Raw genomic sequence first — 23817 nt, 5'->3', positions numbered from 1 at the left:
CCGCCCAGGATGGTGCGCACGGACCGGACAGACGCACCGGACCGGACGTCTTCGCACCGCACAGGTGCGGGCCGGACGGTGCGCCGGACATCCGGACGGAAAGTGCTGAGGGGCGCGGCCCGTTGCGCGGTGGAAGACGCGGCGGAAGGCGCCATGGAAACGGGGGACGGAAATGAACGAGACCTTGGTGACGCTGGTGGGAAACAGTGCGACCGCCGTGGACTTCCGGGAGACGGAGGCAGGGGCGACGGCACGGTTCCGTCTGGCGGTGACGCCCCGGCGATGGGATCGCGAGCGGCAGAGCTGGGCGGACGGCCGCACCAGCTTCTACACGGTGTGGGCCCGGCGGGCGCTCGCGGCGAATCTGTCCGGTTCGGTCTCCGTGGGCGAACCGCTCGTCGTGCACGGGCGTCTGAAGGTGCGGGAGGAGGAACGCGACGGGGTGTGGAAGACCTCCGTGGACATCGAGGCGGTGGCGGTGGGGCACGACCTGACCAGGGGAACGGCCGCGTTCCGGCGAGTGGTCAGAGCCGATCCCACTCTCGTGGCGCCTACGCATCGTCAGAAACAGGCCACAGAACTGGCATCGATGTCCTGAACAACGGGGGCGCGCCGTTGGAAGCTGTAACGATTACGAGTCGGAATGCTTATCTGACCGCATGATGGGGGACTGCTCTTCGTTCGATCCTTACGATTCCCCAGTACTCATGCGGCACTTGAGTTTGCTGGCGAGGCACCTCCCACACGCGGCTCATGCGTGAAGGTCTCGCCCGGAGGGGAATTCTGTGTTTTCTGTGTCTTCAGCTTCCACCCCGTCGTCGACGGCGGAGATGGAGGGCTCCCCAGGGGGTCGGAGCAAGGGCCAGGGTCGCGGTCTCGTCAGGACGGCTGCTGCGATGCTGGCCACCGGGCTGGTCGCTGCGGGAATGATCGCCGCGGCGACGGCCGCCACGGCCGCGCCGGCGGACGAGACGGGCCAGCATCCGGGCGGTGCGGTCGCCGTGCTGGACGGTCTGAAGACCTACGGCTTCGCCGAGCTCGACACCGGTGAGGGCAAGAAGCCCCAGGAGTTGCCCGCCGGCCTGTTCGAGATGAAGGTCGACGGCGGCGGCACCATCCAGACGTACTGCATCGACTTCCACACGCCCACCAAGGACGGCGCGAAGTACTCGGAGACCCCCTGGGACCAGTCCTCGCTCGGCGCCAACGAGGACGCCGGCAAGGTGCGCTGGATCCTGCAGCACTCCTACCCGCAGGTCAACGACTTCGCGGCGCTCGCCGAGAAGGCCGGTACCGGCCCGCTCGACGAGAAGACCGCCGCCGCCGGCACCCAGGTCGCCATCTGGCGCTTCTCGGACAAGGCCGACGTGACGGCCAAGGACGCGAACGCCGAGAAGCTCGCCGACTGGCTGGAGGAGAACGCACAGAACGTCGCGGAGCCCAAGGCATCCGTGGGGCTGTCTCCGGCCGCGGTCTCCGGCAAGGCCGGTGAGAAGCTGGGTCCGATCACCGTCCACACCGACGCCGGGCAGGTCTCGGTGGCACCGCCCGCCGACGCCGCCGCCAGCGGGGTCCAGGTCACCGACAAGGCAGGCAAGCCCGTCACTGAGGCTGCAGACGGTACCGACCTGTACTTCTCCGTCCCCGAGGACGCCACCGACGGCTCCGCCTCGTTCTCCGTCCAGGCCTCGACCTCCGTGCCCGTGGGCCGGGTCTTCGCAGGGCTGATCAAGAGCCAGACGATGATCCTCGCCGGCTCCAGCGAGTCCACCGTCTCCGCGACGGCGACCGCCACCTGGGCCGAGAAGGGCGCCGTCCCGGCCGTGACCGCTGAGAAGAACTGCGCCAAGGGCGGCGTGGACATCACCGCGGCCAACAGTGGCGACGAGCCGTTCACCTTCACCCTGGCCGGTGCCGAGCACACCATCCCCGCCGGTGAGACCCGCACGGTGACGGTCCCGGTCGCCGAGGACCAGGCGTACGACTTCACGGTCACCGGCCCCAACGGCTTCAGCAAGAACTTCAAGGGCGTCCTGGACTGCAAGACGGCCGGCACCCCCGCACCGGGTGACGACACCGAGACGCAGAGTGGCTCCGAGCCGGTGCCCGCCCAGACCGGCACCAGCTCCACCGGCGCCGAGGGCGGCCTCGCCGAGACCGGCGGATCCAGCGCCACCCCCGTCATCGCGGGTGTCGCGATCGCCCTCGTCGTCCTCGGCGGCGGCGCCGTCTTCTTCCTCCGCAGGAAGAAGACGCAGAGCAGCGGTGAGTGACGTGTAGCGGTACGGCGCGAAAGCGCCGGTGGAGAGCCCGGTACGGACATCCGTACCGGGCTCTCCGGCTTCCCGGCGCTCCGGCCGCGGGCGCCGGACGGGTACCGGGGACCGGACGGGTTTCCGTCCGGGTGCGGACGTCAGGCAAGATGGTTGTATCTGCCCACACCTCTATTGCTGCCGGACGGTTTCTCTTGGCTGAGTTCATCTACACCATGCGCAAGACGCGCAAGGCGCACGGCGACAAGGTGATTCTCGACGACGTCACCCTGAACTTCCTGCCCGGCGCGAAGATCGGTGTCGTAGGGCCCAACGGCGCCGGTAAGTCCACGGTGCTGAAGATCATGGCGGGCCTGGAGCAGCCGTCCAACGGCGAGGCCTACCTCTCGCCCGGTTTCAGCGTCGGCATCCTCATGCAGGAGCCGAAGCTCGACGAGTCCAAGACCGTCCTGGAGAACGTCCAGGACGGCGCCGCCGAGATCATGGGCAAGCTCAAGCGCTTCAACGAGGTCGCTGAGCTCATGGCGACCGACTACTCCGACGCGCTCATGGACGAGATGGGCAAGCTCCAGGAGGACCTGGACCACGCCAACGCGTGGGATCTGGACGCCCAGCTGGAGCAGGCCATGGACGCCCTGGGCTGCCCGCCCGGCGACTGGCCCGTCAACAACCTCTCCGGTGGTGAGAAGCGCCGTGTGGCGCTCTGCAAGCTCCTCATCGAGGCGCCGGACCTGCTCCTCCTCGACGAGCCCACCAACCACCTCGACGCCGAGTCGGTGAACTGGCTGGAGCAGCACCTCTCGAAGTACGCGGGCGCCGTCGTCGCCGTGACGCACGACCGGTACTTCCTGAACAACGTCGCCGAGTGGATCCTCGAGCTCGACCGCGGCCGCGCGCTGGCATACGAGGGCAACTACTCCACGTACCTGGAGAAGAAGGCCACCCGCCTCAAGGTGGAGGGCCGCAAGGACGAGAAGCGTCAGAAGCGGCTCAAGGAAGAGCTCGAGTGGGTCCGCTCGAACGCCAAGGGCCGCCAGACCAAGTCCAAGGCACGTCTCGCCCGTTACGAGGAGATGGCGGCCGAGGCGGACAAGATGCGGAAGCTGGACTTCGAGGAGATCCAGATCCCGCCGGGTCCGCGGCTCGGTTCCATCGTCGTCGAGGTCGAGAACCTCTCGAAGGCCTTCGGTGACAAGGTCCTCATCGACGACCTGTCGTTCACGCTGCCGCGCAACGGCATCGTCGGCATCATCGGTCCGAACGGCGCGGGCAAGACCACGCTGTTCAAGATGATCCAGGGCCTGGAGACGCCGGACTCCGGCGCCATCAAGGTCGGCGACACGGTCAAGATCTCCTACGTCGACCAGTCCCGCGCCAACATCGACCCGAAGAAGACCCTCTGGGCCGTCGTGTCGGACGAGCTGGACTACATCAACGTCGGCAACGTCGAGATGCCCTCGCGGGCGTACGTCTCCGCGTTCGGCTTCAAGGGCCCGGACCAGCAGAAGCCGGCCGGTGTCCTCTCCGGTGGTGAGCGCAACCGCCTGAACCTGGCGCTGACGCTCAAGGAGGGCGGCAACCTGCTGCTCCTCGACGAGCCCACCAACGACCTCGACGTGGAGACCCTGTCCTCGCTCGAGGACGCGCTCCTGGAGTTCCCCGGAGCCGCTGTGGTCATCTCCCACGACCGCTGGTTCCTGGACCGCGTCGCCACGCACATCCTGGCGTACGAGGGCGACTCCAAGTGGTACTGGTTCGAGGGCAACTTCGAGTCGTACGAGAAGAACAAGGTCGAGCGCCTGGGCGCGGACGCGGCCCGTCCGCACCGTGCCACGTACAAGAAGCTCACGCGAGGCTGATCGACTTGGCCCGTCACATCTACAGCTGCCCGCTGCGCTGGTCGGACATGGATGCCTTCGGCCACGTGAACAACGTGGTCTTCCTCCGCTACCTGGAGGAGGCGCGCATCGACTTCATGTTCCGGCTGGCGCCGGGGGACGGTTCGCCGTCCTTCTCGGGCGGCTCCGTCGTGGCCCGGCACGAGATCGACTACGTGCGCCCGCTGGTCCACCGGCACGCGCCGGTGACCATCGAGTCCTGGGTCACGAAGATAACGGCAGCGTCGCTCACCATCGCCTACGAGGTGAAGGACCCCGAGCAGGTCTACGTACGGGCGTCGACGGTCGTCGTGCCCTACAACCTGGCGGAGGAGCGGCCCCGGCGGATCACGGCCGAGGAGAAACTCTTCCTGCAGGAGTACCTCGACCAGGAGCCCGCCGTCGTATGACTGTGCCTGTACGGTCGCTGCGGTTCGCCGACGCGAGGGAGGCGGCGGACCTCGCCGCCTTCCTCGGCAGGCTGCTGCACTACGACCGGGCCGCCGCCGTCCGCCTCCAGGCGGGCGGCGGCGCCCTCGCGGTCTTCGGCCGGCCGCCGTCGTTCGAGGTCCTCGCGATCCGCACGGTCCGGCTGTCCGCGACGCACGACTTCGACGTCACCGTGTCGGCCGGGGAGCTCCTCGAGGCCCTGGACACGGACGGGACGGACGAGGCGGCCGGGGTCGGCGCGCTGCCGGTATCCGTGACCGGGCCTCCGTGGACCGGGGTGCTGCCGCCGCGCGGCGGCTGGCGGGAGCGCACCGGGCTTCCCGGGCCGGTCGACCTGTGCACCGTGCTCGCCGACGCGGTGGCGGAGTTCCGGTCACGCGACGCGGCGCTTCCGGAGGACCGGCGCACCAGGACGGAGCGTGACCTGATCGGCCGCGACATCTGGTCCCGGACGGTCGGGGAGACCGAGCTCCCGCTGCGTGCCGTGCACGCGGCCCAGTCGCTCGGTTTCCTGCGCCCGGCGGCCGGCTTCCCCGTCGCGCTGCTCACCACCGGTTCCTGGATGCGGCTGCGCACACCGTACGGTTCGATCGCCCTGCGGGGCACGGGCGGCGGCCTCGGCACCCTCGCCGTGACCGTCGGGACGGTCTGAGCCCCCCTCCCGCCCCCGGGCCTACTCCTTCGGCGCGTCCGGCCACACCCCGATGTGGTCCTGCTCCAGTTCGAGCATCACCCGGTGCTCCATCCCCAGCGCCTCGGTGTAGTCCGCCGGGAGCTGCAGCCGGCCCGCCCGGTCGAGCATCGCGTACTCCCGTGCCACCTGGGACTCCTGCCCCGTCGCGGCGTCCACCTCGGTGCGCCTGAGGACCTCGGACGATGTGCGGCCGTCCCGGATCGCGACCGTGCGGCGTACCTCGCTCGCCACCGCCTGGTCGTGGGTGACGATCACGATCGTCGTACCGAGTTCCTCGTTGGCCCGGCGAAACGCCGCGAACACCTGCTCGCCCGTCGCCGAGTCCAGCTCGCCCGTCGGTTCGTCGGCGAGCAGCACCGAGGGGTTGTTGGCCAGCGCCACCGCGATCGCCACCCGCTGCTGCTGTCCGCCGGACATCTGGGCGGGGCGGCGGTCCCGGCAGTCCGCGATCTCCAGCATCTCCAGCAACGACTCGGCGCGCGCGGCCCGTTCGCGGTTCCCGCCGCCGCCGCGCAGCTGCATCGGGAGCGTGATGTTCTGGGCGGCCGTCAGATACGACAGCAGGTTGCGGGAGGTCTGCTGCCAGACGAAGCCGACGACGTCGCGCCGGTAGCGCAGCCGTTCCTTCGGTCCCATCGCGAGCAGGTCGCAGCCCGCCACCTTCGCCGAGCCGGCGGTGGGGACGTCCAGTCCGGCCAGGATGTTCATCAGGGTCGACTTGCCGCTCCCCGAGGCCCCGACCAGCGCCATCAACTCGCCCTTGGTGACCAGCAGATCGAGTCCCTGGAGTGCCTGCACCTCCACGCCGTCCGCGGAGAAGACGCGCACCAGCCGGTCGCAGGCGATCAGGGCGTCGTGTCCGTAGGACGGCCGGTCGCGGCGTGCTGTCGCCCGCTGTTCCAGTTCCGCCAGGGTGGTCTCTGTCGACGATGTCACCGGGTGTCTCCTGCCCTGAGTTCCTTGATCGATCCGCGGCGGCTAGCCCACCACGCCTGCACGCCCGCCACGACGCCGGCGAGGACGACCACGCCCAGCGCCGGGAGTGCCAGTGAGCGGAGGTCCGCCCGCATCAAGACGGTGGCCGTCGTCCCGGGGTCCCCGCCGGCCAGGGCCAGCGCTGCCAGGTCGATGCCCGGTGCCAGCAGGGCTACGGTCGCCCAGCCGACGAGGAGCCCGCCGAACGCGGCCAGCAGCGCCTGCGGCATCGCCTCGAACGCGAGGAGCCGTCGGCCCTGTCGGGTGGTGAGCCCCATGGTGCGCAGCCGGGCGAGGAGCGTGGTCCGCTCCGGCGCGGTCTGCAGCAGGGAGAGAAGCACGGCGAGCAGCGCGTATCCGGCGCCCGCCGCGACAGCCGCCCGGTAGATCTGTTCGGCGCCCGCCTGCAACGGGGTGTCCACGAACGCCCTGCGCTCGACCGCCCGTATCCGCACCACGTACCCCGGGCCCGCCTCGCGCGCCGCCGCCCGTAGCTCTGCCTGATCGAGAGAGGACCCGGTCACCAGCAGCGTGGTGGGACCGTGCACGGCGAGCGCCGCCGAGTCGACGATCAGGAACTCGGAGTCGCTCACCGCGGACGTCCGCGGGAGGACGGCGGCCACCCGCACGGTGATGTCCCCGGCCTGCGACCGGACGGTGTGCGGCCGGTCCCCGAGCCGCTTGGCGAGTGCGGGCGAGGCCACCGCGGGCAGCGCCTCGTCCTTGTCGCCACCGCCCGCCAGTGCGTCCGTGGGGAAGGCGGGCAGCCCGGTGCCTCGGGCCAGCCGTGCGTAGGACCCGGGCTCGACCCCGATCAGGGTCGCCCGCTTCGTGTCCGACATGACGTCCCCGGAGGCCGCCAGCGGAGTCCCGTACTCGATGCGCACGGCCGCGACGTCCTCGGCGCCGCCCATCGCCCGCACCCGGCGTGCGACGTCGTCCGGGACCGGGCTCAGCGCGCCCTCAGCGCTGATCCGGGCGTCCGCGCCGACGGCCCGCAGTGCGGCTTCGTCGCGTGCGTCGGCGACGCCGGCGAGGACCGAGCCGCCGAACGCCGCCGTGGTCAGCGCGACGAGCAGTGCCAGCAGGGGCAGGGTGCCGCTCGACGAGGCACGGCCCGCGCGGGCCAGCGAGAGGAAGCCGACCGCCCCGCGCAGCCGGGCCACGGGGCGCGACGCGAGCCGCAGCGGCAGGGGGTACAGGCGTACCAGCACGAGCGCCGCGATCAGGCCCACCAGGACCGGGGCGGCACTGATGAGGAGGTCGGTCCCCGCCGCCGTCGAGGTGCCCCGCCGGCGCAGCGCGGCGACCGCGCCCACCGCCAGCACGAGCAGGGTGAGTTCGGCGACCGTACGCCGGCGCGAGGGCCGGGCGTTCACCATGTCGTCCCGCGCCCCGTGCAGCAGCGGCATGCGGTGGTGCAGCGTCGTACGGAGCGGCAGCACCGCACAGACCAGCGCGGCCACGGCGCCGGCTCCCGCCGCTGCGGGCAGGAACCGTGCCTCCGGGACGAGCAGCACGGCCAGGAGCAGCCCCAGCGCCGCCGCCGGCAGCACGGCCACCGCGGTCTCGGCGAGCAGCCGCCCGCCGATGCCCCGCAGCGAGCCGCCGCGCGAGCGCAGCAGGGCGAGTTCGTGGTGGCGGCGGGCACCGATCAGCCCACCGGTCATCAGGAGGACTACGGCGGCCACCGCGCCGATCCCCATCGCGGCGACCGTGACGACGGAGTCGATCGCGGCCCGCATCGCCAGGTGGGCGTCGACGATGGCGTCCAGGTCGGTGGTGAGCGTGGTGTTCGGCCCCGCGATGTCGCGCAGCTTCAGGAGCCCGGGGCCGTTCTCCACCACGGCGACCGAGGTCGCCAGTCGGGACGCGTCGGCAGCGGTGAGGTCCGAGGCGCCCGGGGCGAGGCGCCAGTAGAGCTCGGGATCGCTCATGGTCGCCAGCAGCGCGGGCGCGGCGTCGGACGGCAGCAGCAGCGCGGCCCTCCAGTAGAAGACCGGCGTCGGGGATCCGGGGTCACTGACCAGGGAGGGGGAGCGGAACAGCGGTTCGACCGCCCAGTAGCCGCTCTCCGGCCGCAGCGGCGTGACGATCCCGGTGATCCGTACGGTGAGCGGCTCCCCGCTCGTGGTGGGCACCGAGATCGTGGAGCCCGGCTTCATCCTCAGCTCCGCCGCGGTCTCCTCCGTGACGGCGGCCTCGACCTCGAGGGTGTCCTGGGTCACCTGGCCGCGTACCGCCGGCCAGCGCCCTGACCGCAGGGTGCTGTGCTCGGCGAGCGCCGAGGGGGCCGCGTAGTTGAGCTGGGGCGGCATCGCGTTCGGGCGCGGCAGCCAGGGTTCGTCCGCCACGACGGGGGTCGTCGTGTGCACCCCGTACGAGGAGCGCGGCACGTCGGCCCGCAGGGGTGCGGGCAGCGTCTTCGTCAGCGCCTTGTCTGCCTCGGACAGCGCGTCCTCGCGCATCGCGCGCTCCCGCACCGACGGCGCCTGGCCGAGCGCCGGGGGTGGTGTCGTCACCTCCAGCACGCTCTGCCCGGGACGGGCGGTCGTGATGTCGTGGCGCAGCGCCTTCGTCTCGTACGCGTCCACAGCGCGCGGGAACGCGGCGGCGAGGAAGGCCGTCAGCAGGACCAGGACCGCCAGAGCGGCGGATATACCCGGGGCGTTACGCAGCCGCGTACGCACCCAGGGCGCGCAGGCGGCCGGACTCTTGGCGGCGTTCATGTCAGTTGTCCCCCTGGTGGCGCAGCGACACCGCAGGATCGGTGCGGCGCCGTGTGATCGCCGCGACGAAGAGCAGCGGCAGTGCGGCGACCGAGGCCAGCAGGACGGCGACCTGACCGGCGGGCAGCAGCACCAGCACATCGGGCACCGGCCTGGCCGCCTGCCCGGTGAGTACGACGAGAGGTACGACGGCCCTGGTCAGCACGGCTCCGAGGGCGAGCCCGATCAGCAGGGCCAGGGCGATGAGGACCCCCTGCTCGGCGGCCATCATCCGGGCCAGACGGCGCCGGGGTGCGCCCAGCGCCCGCAGTACGGCGAACTCGGCGGACCGCTCGCGCTGCGAACCCACGAGACCCACGGCGAATCCGACCGCCGCCAGGGCGGCGGCCACGACTGCGGCCGCCAGCAGCGCGGACTGCGGGCCCGCCCCCAGGGGATCGTCCGCGAGGTCCCGCGCCACCTCGTCCCGCACGCGCACCTGCGCCGGGTCGGTGCCCGGCAGCGCGCGCAGCTCCGCCGCCACGGCAGGTCCGCCGCCGGGTGCGGTGCTCAGCCACCACTCGGTGGGGGCGAGCGTGGCCCCCGACCGATGGGCGAGCACCTCGGACACGGCCCTGAGGTCCAGCAGCAGAGCCCCACCCGGCTTGGCCGACGGGTCGGTCACGGCGCCCTCGGCGATACCGGCGGCCGCGCCGGGGCCGGTGGTCGGCAGCTGCCGCACCGACTTCACCAGGGTCACGCGGACCGTGTTGCCCGCCAGCGTGAGGTCGACGTCCTGGCCCAGCTCGGCCCCCGCGTACTTCAGGTACGCCTCCGTGGCCACCGCCTTCAACGCGGGGGCCGCCGGACGCTCCGCGGTGATGCGCAGCGTGCCGACGGGCTCGCCCGTCTCGGTCTCGGTGCTGTAACGGAAGGCCGGGGCGGAGCCCGAGCCGTTGACCGCCTCGGCCTTCTCGCCGGGGCTGGTCTCACCGGCCACGGACTCGGTCGCGGCAGCGCGCCAGCGCACCCCGTCCGAGGCCGGCACCGGCCGCTCGCCGCCCTCGGCGGTGAGCGTGCGCAGTTCTGTCACGGAGACCAGGCGCTCTTCAGGCTCTTCGGGCACCTGGCTGTCCACCTCGAAGCCCGTCACCGCCAGCCCGCCCGACGCGGACACGGGGAAGGACACCGCGTGCCTACGCCCGTCGACGGGGACGGTCCCCGCACCCACGCGGTAGCCGATCCCGTAACGGTCCTCCAGGAGCACGCTCACCAGTGGCGCCGAAGCGGACGGGGACTTCCCGCCGGACGCCGAGGTGTCGCCGATCCGCAGGTCGAACAGCGCCCGCGTGCTGCCCGGGGGCAGGACGACCCCGGTCCGCGCGGCCCTCGGCGGTGCCACCGCGTCGAACAGCTTCTGCGGCGAGGTCCCCGAGAGGTCCTCGCGCATCAGCAACCCCTCGTCCGCGTGCGCGGTGTCCAGGGCGAGTATCTCGGCCGTCCGGCCACCGGACAGATCGGCCGTCGTACGGAAGGCCGGTGCCGCCCGCCGCACCCCCGGCACCTCCGAATAGGGAGCCGCGTGCGCCGGATCGCCGGAGAGCCCGCCCACCATGCGCACCGACGCACCCGACCTGAAGTCCGCCTGGTCGTCCTGCGACCGGCCCCACGACGCGCTCTGTCCGACGGCCAGCATGCCCATCGCGACCGAGAGGACCAGCAGCAGCACCGGTCCCGCGCCACGGAGCGGACGACGGCTGAACTGCCAGCCGGCCAGGGCGGCGGACAGCCCCCGGCCACTCGCGGCACGACGCTCCGCGATCCTGGCGGCGGGCGGCAGCAGCCGCAGCGTCAGCACGGTGCCGGCGAGCAGGGCCAGGGCGGGAGCGGCGACGAGCAGCGGGTCGATACCGAGCTCGCCGCCACGGTCGCCGCTGAGCGCACCACTGCCGGAGGCCCCGGTCTGCCGGTCCAGCTGCCAGTACGCAACCCCGGCGATCAGCAGCAGCCCGATGTCGGCGCCGGCCCGCACGGGAGTGGGCAGCGCGGAGCCGCGGCCGCTCCGGCGGCCGCCCCCGCCGGCCGCCAGCGCGGGTGCGACCACCGCGAGCGCGCACATCAGCGCCACGGCCCCGGCCACCAGCCAGACCGTGGTGTCCACCCCGCCGCCGAGCCGCAGCCCGATCCGGCCGAGCTCGCTGCGCTGCGCCAGCAGACGGGTCAGCGGTCCGGCGAGCAGCGGTGCGACGGCGGCGGCGGGCACCGCCAGAAGGAGTGCCTCGATGGCGGCGAGGAAAGCGATACGGCCCCGCGAACCGCCCCTGGCCCGCAGGAGTTCCGTCTCGCCGGCGCGCTCAACGCTCAGCAGCCTGGCCACGAGCAGCAGCGCGTAGCCGGCGAGCAGGACGAGCTGGACGGCCACGATCATGATCGTGGAGCGGGACACCAGCAGTGCCCGCTCGATCTGGTCGATGACGGTCGGCAGCGAGGTCCGCACCACCGGCCCGTCCCCGAACACCCTGGAGGCGGCGAGGGACTTGGGCCCGTCGGCCGCGGCCCTGCGCAGGGCCGCTGTCCGGCCGGTGGTCACCGCGGCGAAATCGGCGGCGGCCAGCCACGACACCGGACCGGCACTGACGCGGCCGGAGCCGACCACGGCCGGGTCCGCCAGCAGCGGGCCGTAGGTGGTGAAGACGACCTCGCGGACACCCCGCCCGCCCAGCGTGTCCAGCCGCCAGTACGGGTCGGCCAGGTCGGACGCCTCGTAGAGCCCGGTGATCTCGACCCTCAGCGGCGTCTCACCCACCCGGTCGGTGAGAGTGAGCGTGGAGCCCGGCTTCAGCTTCAGGGCCTCGCCGGCGGCACGCGGCAGCGCCACCTGCACAGGGGCGTCCGCCGCACCGGCCCCGGCATCGGGCATGCGTCCCGCTGTGAGGCGCACACGGCTGCGGTCCAGTGAGGCGAGATGCGTCAGGTCGGGCTCACCCCGCTGCTCGGCAGCCGTCCGAAGACCCCGGGGCAGCGCGTACGTGCCAGAACTCTCCAGCTTCCGCACGGTCACCGGCAGTCCGTCGAACGTGTCGTCGGCCGCCCGGCGCACCAACGCGTCGGCTTCGTCGCGCCGCTCAGGGTCCACATCGGCGGAGACGAAGAGGGAGGCCCGCTCCGCGGAGCGGTGCGAGAGCGTGTGCCGCAGGGCGGCGTCGCCTATGGAACCGGAGAACGCGGTGAGTGAGGCCAGTACACAGGTGGTGAGCAGGACCGCCAAGAAGGCTGCGGCGAGCAGGAGCCGGTGCGCGCGCACCCGCAGAAAGACGAACCCCGTCACCTGTTCCCCCGCACCTTCAGCAGCCGTACGCCTCTCACGCCCCCCGGCGTCCCTCGGATGCTTTCAGAGTGCACGGTTCCTGGAAACCGCTTGTGGTCGCAACTTGATGGGATCGTGACCGTTATGCGGCTACTGAGCACCGGATTCCGCACATGACTCGCCGGAATGCTGTAGACCGGTCCGCTGTGCGGGCCGCCGGCCTGCCGGTCAGTCCGCCGTATTGATCATCGAGGCGGCGGCATAGGTGAGGTAGTCCCACAACTGACGCTCATGCTCGGGCGCGAGGCCGAGTTCGTCGAGCGCCACGCGCATGTGGGAGAGCCAGGCGTCGTGCGCCGCCCTGTCCACGCGGAAGGGGGCGTGCCGCATGCGCAGCCGGGGATGGCCCCGCTCGTCGCTGTAGGTGCGCGGGCCGCCCCAGTACTGCATGAGGAACAGCGTGAAGCGCTCCTCGGCGGGACCGAGATCGGCCTCCGGGTACATCGGGCGCAGCAGCGGGTCGACCGCGACGCCCTGGTAGAAGCGGTGCACCAGGCGCCGGAAGGTGTCCTCGCCGCCGACCTGCTCGTAGAAGGTCTGCTCCTGAAGCGTGTCGCGCGGAATCTCTGTCACCCGTCCATCGTCGCAGACGCGCGCGCCCGTCGGCCGGTGACCGGGGTCCTAGGACCCCGGTCCTTCGCCGGCGGGCGTCACGCGCCCGGGCCGCCGGATCAGTCGCGGCGGACCGTGATGGTCGTCCACGCCCCGACGTGCACCTGGTCGCCGTCCTGGAGGGGGACGGGGACATAGGGCTGGATCGGGTCCTCGGCGCCGTTCAGCGTGGTGCCGTTGGTGGAGTTCTGGTCGACGACGGCCCAGGTGCCGTCCGGCTGCTGCACCAGCACGGCGTGCTGGTGCGAGACGCCCGGGTCCTCCGGCGGTACGGCCAGGTCGATGTCGGGTGACTCCCCGGTGCTGTGCCGACGGCGGCCGATGGTGATCTGGCTGCCGGTGAGCGGAAGATGCTGTTCGGGGGAGTACGCGGGCAGGTTGAGCCCGGTCGCCTCGGGGCCGCTGCGCTGCATCATCGCCAGGAAGTAGTCACGGTCCGGGGCGATGACCGCCGTCCAGGTGCCCGGTCGCTGCTCAGGGCTCCCCTGTGCGGGGCCCTGACCGGGGAACTGCTGCTGCGGAACCTGCGGCGGCCGAGGTGACTGAGGGCCCTGCGGGCTCTGCTGGAAGCCCTGCGGCGCCTGCTGCCGCGAGGGCGGCGGCAGCATCCAGTCGTCGTCCCCACCGGGCTGCGGAGCCTGCGGCTGCGCGGGAGCGGGTGGCGCCGACTGCTGCTGGAAGGACGGCGGGGACGGCGGTCCCTGGCGGTGCGGCTCGAAGGGGGACGCAGGGCCGGAGGGAGTCTGCGAGCCGGCACCCCGGCCACTCTGCTGCCCGTCGAACGGCGACGGGGACTGCTGTCCCTGCCGTTCGAACGGTGACGGTGACTGCTGCTGGAAGGACGGCGGAGGCGGCGGCCCCTGCTGGAACGACGGCGGCGGCCCGGGCCGGCCGGACTGCTCGGGGGAGAGCGGCTCGGCGGGCCGGTTCACCTGTGAGGGCCGCGAGCCCTGGTACTCGAAGGGGTCACGCTGCTGCTGGGGCGGCGGACCCTGCTGGGCCTGGAAGCCGGGCGGCAGGTTCAGCCCGGGCACAGGTCCGCCGGCACCGCCCTGGGGAGCGAGCGGGGTGTAGGACGTCGCCTTGTTCGTGAGGAAGTTCCAGCGGCACTCCTCGCAGAACGGAGCCATCGCCTCACGAGGGGTGCGGCACTGCGGGCAGAGCTCGGCCTGGACGGTCGGCTCTCCGGTTCCGGACCCCTGCGGATAGCCGTAGCCGGGCGCGGGCGGCGGGGGAGGCGGCGGGACCGCGCCCGAGGGCGCGCCCGTCCCGGCCATGCGGTGTCCGCAGACCTCGCACCAGTCCTCGGAACCCGACTGGTGTCCGTTCGGGCAGGTCGGCATGTCGGCGCTTCCCCCTCTCCTCGTACGGCCCGGAGGCCGCCATGCTCGTCGGTGCGCCGTACAGCCGGTGGGGCCTTCCGTACGGTTCTGTCGTTGTCGTTCGTGTAGCTATTTCTTGACACGAACGGTCTTGGTCGAGCGCGTTTCGAGTGTCATCTCGTCCGCTTCTGCGACCCTCGCCTTCAGTCGCACAGTACCCGTCGCCGCGTCGACGACATCGACCACCTTCGAAAGCAGCTTCGCGGTATCGGCGTTCCCGGACGCCGAGGCGAGCTGAACCGCGCGGCCCAGTTTCGCCGTAGCGCCATCGAAATCACCCGACTTGCGTGCATCCAGTCCCTGCTGGATGACTTGTGCCAGTTCGGCCTGTCCCGTGTAGTGCGCCACCTGCGGGTTGATGGAGGTGGACGCGGTCATGTCGTCCGTCCAGACGGCGCGGACCAGTCCCTGCGAAAGGGTCTGCGGCGCACCTCCGTCCGCCGTGGGCGGCAGGATCAGCGAGACCCTCGCGGCCAGCATCTCCTGGCCGATCCCGGCCTCCGGAACCCTGACGCACACGTGGTAATCCCGGGACTCGTCGCCCCAGGAACCGGTGGGGTAGTCCCCGGCACGCGGACCCGACTCGGTCCGGCGGCCGGTCAGATCCGCGACCGTGGGTGCGACCTGCTTGACGAACGCGATCTCCACGCCGACGGGCGTCCAGAGGCGCAGAGCCACATCCGCGACCTCCTTGCCCATCACGTTCTCCATCATCCGTGTGAAGTCCCCCGCGAGGCCCGCCGGGTCGGCGACGATGTCCGCCGTGCCGAGCAGGGCGGAGGCGATCGCTGTGACCTCTTTCACCTCCCAGTCGGTGCCCACACCCCTCGCGTCACAGGTGAAACGGCCCGCACAGGACTCCAGGGCGGCCCGCAGGTCCTCCGGCGACTCGTGCTCGTTACGGCCGTCGGTGAGGAGGATGCCGTGCCGGATGCCGACGTCGGCCGACCCGAGAAGCCGGTCCGTGAGCCGCAGCCAGGTCCCGACGGCCGTGCCGCCCCCCGGGCTCAGGCGGCGGAGGGCCTCCTTGGCCTGGGCCTTCGTCCGAGGATCGGCGGTCGCCAGCTGTCCGGCGCCCGGGTACACGTCCTTGGCGACATGGGTGCCGGCGACGACGGCGAACCGGGTGCCGTCGCGCAGGGTGTCGATCGCCGCCGCGGTCGCGTCGCGGGCGTTGCGCATCTTCGTCGGCGGGTAGTCCATCGACCCCGAGCAGTCCACCATGAGCACCACGGCGGCCCCGGGCCCCGGTCCGGCGGAGTCCCTGGGAGCGGGCACCGCGTTGCCCAGCGGTACACGGCCGGTGGTCCCCCCGCCGGTGGACGTGACGGTCACGATCGCGTTGACCTCTCGCCCGCCCTGGGGCAGGTAGGCGTTCTGGTACACCTCGACGGAGAACTGCGGCACGTCGGACTTGGAGAAGTTGGCCATCTGATCGGCTCCTTGAGGCTCCACGTATGTCGGTCGAGGACAGTCGTGCGGGCAGGGTTCAGGGCGTGGGACGGTAAGGGCGTACGAACAGGGCGGAACATCGGACGTGCCGGGCGGACCGAGCGTGGCTCAGGCCGATCCTGCCCCCGCGGGCACCACGGCGAACGGCAGGAGCGCCACTGTTACGTTGTCGTGGCCCCCGCCGTCGAGCGCGTGACCGACCAGCACCTGGGCGCCGTGCAGCGGCCGTTCGTACGCGTCGTGCGGCAGGGCGGCGGCCATCTCGGCCGCAGCCTCCGCGTAGTTCCACAGGCCGTCGGTGCACACCACCACCATTCCGGGCCGGTCCGGCTTGAAGGACGCGGTGTGCGGCTCCAGTTCGTACGCGTCGGCGCCGAGCCAGCCCGTGATGGCGTGGGCGCGCTCGTCGGCGTACGCCTCCGCCTCGTTCATCAGGCCGGTCGCCACCATCTGCGCGGCCCAGGAGTCGTCCTCCGTGAGCCGGGCGGGCGGGTTCGTGCGGTCCTCGGGCACCCAGTAGACACGGCTGTCGCCCACCCAGCCGACGACCAGCAGACCACCCGCAGCGATCGCGCCGACCAGAGTGCAGGCGGGGGCGTTCTCGTGGCGGTGCTGATCGTGCTCCAGCGCCTGGCCGGAGTCCTGCGCGAGAGCGTTGACGGCCTCGGAGGCCGCCAGGATCGCCTCGTGCATCGCCTGCTGGGGATGCGTTCCGCGCGGCAGCGACTCGAGCAGCGCCTCGTTGGCGGCGCTCGCTGCCGCGGCCGACGCCTCGTCCGGACGGCTCGCCGACGAGACACCGTCGCAGACGACGGCCACCACAGCCGGCGATCCGTCCGGCAGGCCGGTGCAGGACACCGCGAACGCGTCCTCGTTCCGGTGGTGCCGCAGCCCGCGGTCGCTCACCGCGGCCACGGATCCGAGCTCCTGCTCCATGTGGTCGCGCTCGCGGGGCTGGGCGTGGCCGCAGTTCTCGCAGTAGCCGTCGGGGTCCACACGGCCCGAGCGGCAGGCCACGCAGAGCTTCGCGGAGGCCGCGCCCCCCGCGGTCGCGTGCTCGACCGTGCGGGGGTCGGGCGCGGCCAGCTCGAAGTCACCTGCGGCACCGCCGCGTTCCCCCGCCGCGCCGTCCGGAACGTCGTGGCGCACCGCCGCCGGCGACGGGGCGGACAGGGGCCGCCCACCGGAGTCCACCCCCGGCAGGTCGGCCGGGCGGTGCGTGGGCGCCGCCAGGTCGGAGCTGTCGGTCTCGGAGGCGGCCGGCCACTCCACGGGAGCGGCCGCCGGCGCCGCCACACCCTGCGCCGGCACCGTGATGGCAACGGTGGGGCGGTCGCCGGGGGGAGCGGGCACGGCCGAGAGGTCGTATCCGCACGCCCCGCAGAACAGGTCGCCCGACTCCAGCGGTTCCTCGCAGCTGGGGCATCCCGGCAAGGAGGCCCGCTGGTGGATCTGTGACATCTTCACACCCAGGTCCGGGGGCGGAAACGGTTGGCCCGCTCCACCAGTTCGATCCTCTCGTCGCCCCGCTGAGCGAGCCGGGCGAGTCTCCGGTACGAGCGTTCGAGACCGAACCTGAGGCCCCGCTCGTCCAGTTCACTGCCCAGCACCGTCCTCGGGCCCGCGGCTGCGGGAGAGGGCGCAGCGGCCGGCCGAGCCGTGGGACTACCGGAGAGTACCCAGTCCAGTGCCGTGCCCAGTACCTCGGTCGACAACTGCTCGCGGCGCACCGCGTCCAGACCGTACCCCTGCAGCGCCGTCACCTGGTCCGCTGCCGCCGACAGGTCGTCCAGCAGCGGCTCGTGCGGGGCGCGTTCGCGCAGCCGCGCGCGCACCGCGGCCACCCGGGCCGCCGTGTAGTGGATCGACGACTCCGGCACGGACTCCAGGGTGCGCACCGCGCCCGTACGGTCCCCGGCGGCGATCTGGACCCGGGCCAGGCCGAACGCGGCGCTGACGAAGCTCGGATCGGTCGCCCACACCAGGCGGTAGTACTCCGCGGCGTTGTCGAGCTGGCCCAGTACCTCCGCGCAGATCCCCAGGGCCAGCTTCGGGGCCGGTTCGCCGGGGAAGGCGTCGTAGACCGCGTCGAAGGACAGGGCCGCGTTCTCCCGGTCCCCGGTCACCAAGGAGGTGATCCCGCAGTACCACACGACCCGCCAGTCGTCCGGGTGCTGCCCCTCCACCACGGTCAGTACCCTTACGGCGGAGTCGAGTTCGCTCATCTCCAGACGCGCGCGGAGCTCCCGGAGCCGGGTCTCCAGCGAGGCGGCCGGCACGGAGTGCAGTGCCGTGACCAGCTCGGCCGGCGCGGACGCCATCACACCGGCCAGGAAGCCCGCGTTGGGGTCGTTCGGGTCGACCCGGGGGACCGGGAGGGCCAGTGAGGTCGTCCGCGCGTCGAACGCGGCGAGCCGGGGACCGGCGCCCGGGTACGCGACGGCGGGCGGCACGGGGTCCGGGACCGGCGCGCGCGGTGCCGGCACCGCGGCCCGCGGCGGTGCGGCGCCCGCCGTGCCGCCTCCCGCGCTCCCCCGGACGTGAGTGTCCGGGGCGTACACCGGAGCCGCGCCCGCAGAAGCACCGTGAGGGGCCGCGGGAGCGAGCGGTGGGGGAAAGGCCGGGGCCGGGGCGGGGACGGCAGGCATCGGGACCGGTGTACGGCGGCGTCCGGAGCGGCCCCGCCCGGCAGCCGGAGCCCGCCGGGCGCCGAGCGCCGATGCGTCGCGCGCGGGCTCGGCGAACAACTCGGTGTCCGTCACCCGCACTTCCGTTCCGAAGAGCGTCGAGAGCGCCGGGCGCGGCCTTCCCGTCTGGAGCGCGACGACCTCACGCAGGACCCCCGTCAACTGCTCGGCCATCTCCGCGGCGGAGGAGAACCGGCGGGCCGGGTCCGGGTCGGTGGCCCGCACGAGGAGCCGGTAGAACGACTCGTACCTCCGGAACACGTCGATGTTGTCCGGGTCGGGCAGCGAGTCCACGAAGACGTTCGTGTAGCCCTGGAAGTCGAAGGTGAGTACCGCGAGCGTCCGCGCGACCGTGTACAGGTCGGAGGCCACCGACGGACCGGTCTCGGCGACCTCGGGTGCCTGGTAGCCGACCGTCCCGTAGATGGCCGACTCGTCGTCGTCCATCCTGCGCACCGCGCCCATGTCGATGAGCTTGAGCTGGTCCTCGGTCTGGATGGCGTTGTCGACCTTGAAGTCGCAGTACAGCAGGTTGCGGCTGTGCAGGTGACCGAGTGCCTCCAGCGCCTCGATCCCGTACGCGCAGGCCTGCTCCACCGGCAGCGGATCCCGCTTCCCGGCCGGGGTGCGGCGCTCGTTGGCGATCTCCTTGAGCGCCTTGCCGCCGACGTACTCCATGACGATGTAACCGTCCAGCGAACCGGTGCGCTGGTCCAGGTGCTCCACGAAGTTGTAGATGCGCACGATGTTGGAGTGCTCGATCTCCGCGAGGAAGCGCCGCTCGGAGATGGCCGCCGCCATGGCGTCCTGGTCCCCGGTGTCCAGCAGGCCCTTGAGCACGACCCAGCGGTCGGAGACCGCGCGGTCCACCGCGAGATAGACCCAGCCCAGCCCGCCGTGCGCCAGACAGCCCGCCACCTCGTACTGCCCGTGCACGACGTCGCCGCCGCGCAGCTTGGGGACGAAGGAGTACGGATGTCCGCACTTGGTGCAGAACCCTTCCGTGCGGCCCGCCCGTTCGCCGCGCGAGCGGCCCACCGGGGCGCCGCAGTCGGACCGCGAGCAGAACCGCTTCCTCTCGGGGACCTCCGGATTCTCCATCACCGCGGTCCGGGGATCGGGCCTCGGCACGTCGGGGACGAGCACCAGGCCCACGCCCAGCCGGCCGCGCCCGGAGGTGGAGGCCGTCGAGGAACCCGAGGAGCGCACCGACACCGATCGCGAGGTGGAGGAACCGGACAGGGAGCGGGAGAGCCGCCCGGATACCGAACGCCGGGAGGTGGACGAGCGGGAAGACGCCCGCGACGACGCCCGTGAGCCGGTCCGCTGCGAGGTGCTGCCGCTGCCGGCGGCCCTGCCGCCGCCCGCGATACCGGTGGGCGGCGAACTCACCATGCCCGTGGGTGACACGACCGGTGCGAGACCGCAGGTGTCGCAGTAGAGTTCGCCGCCGCCCATGTCCTCGTAACCGCCCTCGCACCCGGGGCGCTGGCACTGCGCACTCATGATGTCTCCCCCTGTCCGTCGTGCTCGCCCCGGTGGCGCGGTGTCAGCAGATCGGTCGCGGCCTGCTGATAGCGCAGCACCGCCTGTCCGGCCACGCGCAGATCGCACGGGGCGCTCCACAGCATCCGGCGGGCCGCGTCGTACCGCTCGATCAGGAGCGGATCCTCCGCCAGGCCGTGCCGGGCCACCTTCGCCCGATAGGCGTCCAGCCTGCCGCGCAGCTCAGCGCGGACCGCCAGAGGCGCCGTGACGGACGTCAGCGATTCCCGGGCGCGCATCAGTTCGTCCTCCGCCTCGCGCTCCAGCGAGTCGAGCAGCGGTGACAGCCGGCTCCACTGGGCGTGCCTGCGGTACTCCGACGCTGCCGCCAGCCGCTCGTGCAGCACGGTGGGCGGGCCGCTGACGGCGGGCACCTCCGAGGCGGCGATCTTCGCCAGCACCTCACCGCGCGCCGAACGCGCCTCGGTGAGCGTACGGTTCGCGCGCGACAGCAGGTCACGCACCTGGACCAGGCGCTGCTCGGCGTCCTGCCGGACCGCGAGCACCGCCTCGATCTCGCGGCGCACATCCTCCAGAGCGCGGGCCGCCCGGTCGTAGCGCGTGGTGTCGGGCCGCCCTCCGCCGGGCGCGGCACTGCCCGTACCCGGCATCCAGAACGCCAGCGGATCGGAGATCACCTGCGCCCGCAAGGTGGTCAGCTCCTCGGCGATCGACACCAGGTCGTCACCGGCCGGATGCTCCCCGGGCCGTACGCCGACGGAGTGGGCCAGCGACCCGGTGCGGCGGAGTTCGGCCGCCAGCAGGTCGATCCGGGCGGGCAGCGCGGACCATACGGAGTCCGACGAGAGGACCATGTCCAGTGCGTGGGCGTACAGGTCGTTCATCCGGGCGACCAGCTCCTCCAGCGTGAACCGCTCCGAGAGCCGGGCCGGACCGGTGAGCGAGGCGCCCGGCCCGGCCTGTCCCTGGTTCGCCACGGTCACACCGTCGCCGCGCAGAAGGTCGGTCAGGGCCATCAGGTCGCTCCTGCCGGGGTAGCGGCGCCTGGCCCGGATCTCACGGGCCGAGGCCAGCGCCCCGGCGTAGGCCTCGAAGTACGTCCAGAGCAGCGTGATCGACCGCTCGGTGACGGCCCAGCGTTCCTTGGTGACACCGGTCAGGCCGGCGCCCTCCAGGAGACGGCGGCCGGCATGTTCCTCCAAGGCGAAGAGCGAGGTCTCGATGGCCTCGTGCTCAGCACCGAGCCGGGCCAGCGTACGGTCCGCCTCGTCCCGGCCCATGACCGGGCCGGGGGGCCTCCCCGCGAAGCTGGGGAAGGATCCCGCCACGCCCATCGATCACCTCTCCGCTCGATTCCGGGCCGGGGCCCGGACTGTCAGTTGCTCCGGTACTTCGGGGCCGGGGGCCCCGTGATCCCGGGCAGACCCGTCGCCAGCCACTTGCGGTACGACACCATCCAGGGACTGCCGGCCCCGCCCTGGCGGTAGTCGACCAGCACCTTGTTGACCCGTGCCACCAGATCGTCGGCCCCGAGCTTGGCGGCGACGCCGTAGTACTCGGTGGTGAACGGCTTGTCACCCTTGAGCTCGACCGCCGGGTCCTGCGCCGCCTGGCCGGCCGCCAGCGCGTTGTCCGTCACCACCGCGTCGACCTCGCCGAGCTGCAGCCGGACCAGGCAGTCCAGCTGGTTGGGCACGGTCAGGCGGTCGGGGTCCTGCGCGGTGCCTTCGTGCTCGTCCTCGAACACCGCGCCGTAGGACTTCTCGTTCAGCGCGTCGTTCGCCGTGGAGCCCTCCGCCGTGCAGACCCGCTTCCCCTTCAGCGATTCGTCGTACCCGCTGACGTCGGAGTCCTTCGGCGCCAGCACCTGCTGGCCGGCCTGGAAGTACGCAGTGGAGAACGCGACCTTCTCGAGACGCTCGCAGTTGATCGTCATCGTCCGCACGACGACGTCGACCCTGTCGTGCTCCAGTGCCGCGATGCGCTGGTTGGTCGGTATGGCCCGGAAGATCACCGCGTCGGGATCGCCGAGGACGTCCTTCGCGATGGCCCGCACCAGATCGATGTCGAACCCTTCGAGCGTGCCGCTCTCCGGATCGCGGTAACCCCACCGGTAGCTGTTCTGGTCGACACCGGCTATCAGCTTCCCGCGCTCGCGGATCTTCGCGATGTTCGGGCCGTCGGCGCCCGAGGGAGGAAGGCTCGCCTCCGGGTTCTCACAGGTGTCGGCCTTCACCGGCACCGCCGTCGTGGCGCCGTGCCCGGCACCGTCCTGGCCGAACGTCCCGTCGCCGTGCGCGAGCGGCAGCAGGGTGAGGCAGGCCGTGACGGCGCAGGCGACCGCCATGCCCGTCACGCCGCCCCAGCCGCGCAGCCTGCCGCGTGCGGCCCAGCCTTTCGCCCCGGTCATCGCTCGTCCCCTCACCGGTACTCCGAGAGCCTGCGGTTGACCCCGACGATCGCGGCGACCGCACCCAGCACGGCGAGGACGGCGGCCCCTGTCGGCAGCCCGCCCAGAGCCCCGCGCCCGCTCCTGGCCGCGGCGTCGAACTCGCCCTGCTCATGGGCGAGCGCCTGCCGCAGTGCGCCGTCGACCTGCTCGAAGCACTCACCCGTGGAGTTCTTCGGACCGATGACCTGTTTCAGCGCACCGTCGTAGTCGCCTCGGTCGTCCGTCGTCCGGGCCTCTGTGTGGCGGTCCTGCCACTCGGACACACTGCTGATGGCACTCGCCACCGGCTTGCTCCCACTGGAGTCGTCGGCCAGCTCCCGCGCGCTCACCAACTGCGCGCCGAGGGCCTTCATACCCGTGCCGTAGTCGGTCTCGTACTTGTCCCGCGTGCCGTCCGGGGTGAGCACCGCACCGCGGGCGACCAGCGTGAGGTTCTCGTTTGCCCGGGCCTTCAGGGAGTTGATCCTGGCCTTGCTGAGGACATCCAGGGACTCCTGCCCGTGGACCATCGCGTCACGCATCTCGGCCCTGGCCACCGTCTGCCCCACGGCCAGCCACAGCAGCACCACCGTCGCCGCAGCCGTCGCGGCGAGCAGACCGTGGTTGAGGACGCGGTTCGTCCTGCGGTAGTTGCGCCGCTGCATCCACACCAGGGCGGCCAGCGTCACGATCCCCGCGGCCAGCGAGAGGAACGGCCACCTGCGGGCGTCGGCCGAGTCGGTGCCGAGCCTGCCCGTCTCCGCGGCGTACAACCGCTCGGCCGCGGGGAGGAGTTCGTTCGTCATCTTCTGGTTGGCGTAACGGAGATAGGCGCCGCCGAGCGGAAGCCCCTGCCGGTTGTTGGCCCGAGCCCGCTCGACGAGCCCGGTGTACTCGGGGAGCAGCTCGCCCAGGGTGGTGATCTCCCGGTGCGAGGAGGTCGAGGCGTCGGTGCTCGCCGCCGCCTTCACCAGGAGCCTCGAGGCCTCCTTGACGTCCCTCTCGTACTGCTCGTGCACGTCCTTCGGTTCCTGCGCCCCCGCCAGGAAGCCGCTCGCGGCCATCGTGTCCGCGTCCGCGAGCGAACGGTAGATGCTCGCCGCGTCCGCGCTGAGCGGCTGACTCCGGGTCACCACGTCGTGCGCGGCCTCGGCCCGGGCGTCGATCTCCAGGAAGGTGACCGCGCCGAACACCACGACCAGCAGGGCGAGTACGGCGCCGTAGAGCTGCAGCCTGCCCGGCTCGGTGGTCGCGGCGGAGCGCAGCCGCTCGACGGCGACGGCCCGGGCGCCACGGCGCGGGGCGGGTACGGTCACGGGCGCTGCCCGCGGATCGGGCGCGGTCTCCCGTGGTGCGGCCCCGCTCGGCGGGTATGTCACTTGACCTCCCCCTGGGTCACTGAC

General features: G+C 72.3%; 16 protein-coding genes. 5 read left to right on the top strand and 11 right to left on the bottom strand.

Features of this window, described 5'->3' with window-relative positions:
* The first annotated feature begins 172 nt into the window (after nt 1–172).
* The 5 genes from ACFU5K_RS02270 (at nt 173) to ACFU5K_RS02250 (ending at nt 5252) form a co-directional block, all read left to right on the top strand.
* Entirely contained in the window at nt 173–598 is a 426-nt protein-coding gene (locus tag ACFU5K_RS02270) for a single-stranded DNA-binding protein (protein WP_384055587.1), read from the top strand.
* A 232-nt stretch (nt 599–830) separates the two neighbouring features.
* Complete coding sequence (locus tag ACFU5K_RS02265; RefSeq protein ID WP_384055660.1) at nt 831–2273, top strand: Cys-Gln thioester bond-forming surface protein; 1443 nt, start codon at nt 831–833, stop codon at nt 2271–2273.
* Nucleotides 2274–2467: 194 nt separating this feature from the next.
* Nucleotides 2468–4132 (top strand): energy-dependent translational throttle protein EttA, encoded by a 1665-nt coding sequence (ettA, locus tag ACFU5K_RS02260; protein WP_384055584.1) that lies wholly within the window; start codon nt 2468–2470, stop codon nt 4130–4132.
* Between the two features lie 5 nt (nt 4133–4137).
* Nucleotides 4138–4560, top strand: a complete 423-nt coding sequence (locus tag ACFU5K_RS02255; RefSeq protein ID WP_073746812.1) for a thioesterase family protein — start codon at nt 4138–4140, stop codon at nt 4558–4560.
* Nucleotides 4557–5252 (top strand): hypothetical protein, encoded by a 696-nt coding sequence (locus tag ACFU5K_RS02250; protein ID WP_384055581.1) that lies wholly within the window; start codon nt 4557–4559, stop codon nt 5250–5252. The genes ACFU5K_RS02255 and ACFU5K_RS02250 overlap by 4 nt, the downstream gene beginning before the upstream one ends.
* A gap of 21 nt (nt 5253–5273) precedes the next feature.
* Here the strand turns inward: ACFU5K_RS02250 and ACFU5K_RS02245 are convergent, their stop codons facing one another.
* The 11 genes from ACFU5K_RS02245 to ACFU5K_RS02195 all read right to left on the bottom strand — a co-directional run bounded on the left by ACFU5K_RS02245 (nt 5274) and on the right by ACFU5K_RS02195 (nt 23793).
* Nucleotides 5274–6230 (bottom strand): ABC transporter ATP-binding protein, encoded by a 957-nt coding sequence (locus ACFU5K_RS02245; protein WP_384055578.1) that lies wholly within the window; start codon nt 6228–6230, stop codon nt 5274–5276.
* Nucleotides 6227–8998: an ABC transporter permease gene (locus ACFU5K_RS02240; protein ID WP_384055575.1), complete on the bottom strand. Its 2772-nt coding sequence runs from the start codon at nt 8996–8998 to the stop codon at nt 6227–6229. The genes ACFU5K_RS02245 and ACFU5K_RS02240 overlap by 4 nt, the downstream gene beginning before the upstream one ends.
* Before the next feature lies 1 nt (nt 8999).
* Nucleotides 9000–12305, bottom strand: a complete 3306-nt coding sequence (locus ACFU5K_RS02235; RefSeq protein WP_384055572.1) for an FtsX-like permease family protein — start codon at nt 12303–12305, stop codon at nt 9000–9002.
* Between the two features lie 207 nt (nt 12306–12512).
* Entirely contained in the window at nt 12513–12917 is a 405-nt protein-coding gene (locus tag ACFU5K_RS02230; RefSeq protein WP_384055569.1) for a globin, read from the bottom strand.
* A 98-nt stretch (nt 12918–13015) separates the two neighbouring features.
* The gene (locus ACFU5K_RS02225) at nt 13016–14299 is read right to left on the bottom strand and encodes an FHA domain-containing protein (protein ID WP_384055566.1); all 1284 of its coding nucleotides are present in this window, start codon (nt 14297–14299) and stop codon (nt 13016–13018) included.
* Between the two features lie 108 nt (nt 14300–14407).
* Entirely contained in the window at nt 14408–15769 is a 1362-nt protein-coding gene (locus ACFU5K_RS02220; RefSeq protein WP_384055563.1) for a VWA domain-containing protein, read from the bottom strand.
* Between the two features lie 129 nt (nt 15770–15898).
* Complete coding sequence (locus ACFU5K_RS02215) at nt 15899–17251, bottom strand: PP2C family serine/threonine-protein phosphatase (RefSeq protein ID WP_384055561.1); 1353 nt, start codon at nt 17249–17251, stop codon at nt 15899–15901.
* A 2-nt stretch (nt 17252–17253) separates the two neighbouring features.
* Entirely contained in the window at nt 17254–19983 is a 2730-nt protein-coding gene (locus ACFU5K_RS02210; RefSeq protein WP_384055558.1) for a tetratricopeptide repeat protein, read from the bottom strand.
* On the bottom strand, nt 19980–21317 hold the full coding sequence (locus ACFU5K_RS02205; protein WP_384055556.1) for a hypothetical protein: 1338 nt from the start codon (nt 21315–21317) through the stop codon (nt 19980–19982). The genes ACFU5K_RS02210 and ACFU5K_RS02205 overlap by 4 nt, the downstream gene beginning before the upstream one ends.
* A 41-nt stretch (nt 21318–21358) precedes the next feature.
* Nucleotides 21359–22393 carry a glutamate ABC transporter substrate-binding protein gene (locus ACFU5K_RS02200; RefSeq protein WP_384055553.1) on the bottom strand — a complete coding sequence of 345 codons (1035 nt, stop codon included), beginning with the start codon at nt 22391–22393 and terminating at the stop codon, nt 21359–21361.
* A gap of 11 nt (nt 22394–22404) precedes the next feature.
* Nucleotides 22405–23793, bottom strand: coding sequence for a hypothetical protein (locus ACFU5K_RS02195; RefSeq protein WP_384055551.1), 1389 nt, complete (start codon nt 23791–23793; stop codon nt 22405–22407).
* Nucleotides 23794–23817 lie beyond the last annotated feature (24 nt).

Origin of the sequence: Streptomyces sp. NPDC057428 (assembly GCF_042803195.1) — a bacterium.
Taxonomy (GTDB): Bacteria; Actinomycetota; Actinomycetes; order Streptomycetales; family Streptomycetaceae; genus Streptomyces.
This window is presented reverse-complemented; position numbering and strand designations above follow the sequence as displayed.

What these genes read in the sequence shown, in the direction of transcription:
- ACFU5K_RS02270 (WP_384055587.1), top strand. Translation starts at nt 173, where the DNA reads ATGAACGAGACCTTGGTGACGCTGGTGGGAAACAGTGCGACCGCCGTG.
- ACFU5K_RS02265 (WP_384055660.1), top strand. Translation starts at nt 831, where the DNA reads ATGGAGGGCTCCCCAGGGGGTCGGAGCAAGGGCCAGGGTCGCGGTCTC.
- ACFU5K_RS02250 (WP_384055581.1), top strand. Translation starts at nt 4,557, where the DNA reads ATGACTGTGCCTGTACGGTCGCTGCGGTTCGCCGACGCGAGGGAGGCG.
- ACFU5K_RS02240 (WP_384055575.1), bottom strand. Translation starts at nt 8,998, where the DNA reads ATGAACGCCGCCAAGAGTCCGGCCGCCTGCGCGCCCTGGGTGCGTACG.
- ACFU5K_RS02225 (WP_384055566.1), bottom strand. Translation starts at nt 14,299, where the DNA reads ATGCCGACCTGCCCGAACGGACACCAGTCGGGTTCCGAGGACTGGTGC.
- ACFU5K_RS02220 (WP_384055563.1), bottom strand. Translation starts at nt 15,769, where the DNA reads ATGGCCAACTTCTCCAAGTCCGACGTGCCGCAGTTCTCCGTCGAGGTG.
- ACFU5K_RS02215 (WP_384055561.1), bottom strand. Translation starts at nt 17,251, where the DNA reads ATGTCACAGATCCACCAGCGGGCCTCCTTGCCGGGATGCCCCAGCTGC.
- ACFU5K_RS02210 (WP_384055558.1), bottom strand. Translation starts at nt 19,983, where the DNA reads ATGAGTGCGCAGTGCCAGCGCCCCGGGTGCGAGGGCGGTTACGAGGAC.
- ACFU5K_RS02205 (WP_384055556.1), bottom strand. Translation starts at nt 21,317, where the DNA reads ATGGGCGTGGCGGGATCCTTCCCCAGCTTCGCGGGGAGGCCCCCCGGC.
- ACFU5K_RS02200 (WP_384055553.1), bottom strand. Translation starts at nt 22,393, where the DNA reads ATGACCGGGGCGAAAGGCTGGGCCGCACGCGGCAGGCTGCGCGGCTGG.